The sequence below is a fragment of the Bradyrhizobium sp. genome, assembly GCF_016462955.1.
In the GTDB taxonomy this organism is placed as follows: domain Bacteria; phylum Pseudomonadota; class Alphaproteobacteria; order Rhizobiales; family Xanthobacteraceae; genus Bradyrhizobium.
Window position 1 is genome coordinate 3,442 of record NZ_JAEMSD010000542.1, and the last position, 915, is coordinate 4,356.

Here is a 915-nt window from a genome sequence, read left to right on the forward strand (position 1 = left end):
CGTATTTATTGGCCGCTTCCTGCTCCATTGCATGCGCCAGCGCAAAGAGCTCGTCGAGCGACTCCAATACACCCTGGGGCTCGGCACTCAGCAACGACGGGCGTAGGAATGGCATACCTAGGACTCCAAATGGAGATTTTCGATCAGGTTCCGCGCGCACACAAATCTTGCCAGCGGGGTTGACAGATTCGGTCGTACAAGATGAGCTTTGCACGTCAACGGCGACAAATCATCGACGAAGATCTCAAGAGCGCACGCCTCCGGGTTGGCCGCTCGGATTGTGATTGAATCGACATGTTGAAGCGACCGGATGACGATACCGCCTTCGCAAGGCGTGCAGCGCTCGCGCTCGCAGGCTTGCTGCTGGTATGTCTGACTTATATTTCGTCCGCATGTGTTTCGCCCGCCTGGGCCGCCGGTGATTTGCCCACGTATCTGGCGAAGATCGCGCCCGCCGACTTTTTCGCCGGTGCCGACCGCTTCGGGCCGCCGCAGGGCGATCCGCCCATCGTGCCCGTCTACCGCGGCGACCAGCTCCAAGGTTTCGTGTTCCTGAACTCCGACTTCGCCAACGCGGTCGGCTACTCGGGCAAGCCGATCCATATGCTCGTCGGCATCGACCCGAAAGGCGTCATCACCGGCGTCAGGCTGGTCGATCACAAGGAGCCGATCGTGCTGGTCGGCATTCCGGAAGCGCGCATCGTCGCCGCCATGAACGCCCTGATCGGCAAGGACATGAAGCCGGTGGCAAGCGGAGCCGAGAAGCCGCCCCAGGTCGACATCGTGAGCGGCGCCACCGTTACCGTGCTGGTGATGAGCGACAGCATCGTCCGCGCCGCCTCAAAGCTGATCCGCTCGGCGCGCATCGGCGGCGGAGATGGGGCGGCGGCGGCCGCGCTCCCGCCTGTCACCAAG

1 protein-coding gene is annotated in these 915 nt (G+C 62.8%); it reads left to right on the top strand.

Annotation, left to right across the window (positions count from 1 at the left end; all coding sequences use genetic code 11):
• Positions 1-294: 294 nt before the first annotated feature.
• The coding region (locus JHD07_RS33880) for an FMN-binding protein (protein WP_291630077.1) at positions 295-915 on the top strand (621 nt) is incomplete at its 3' end.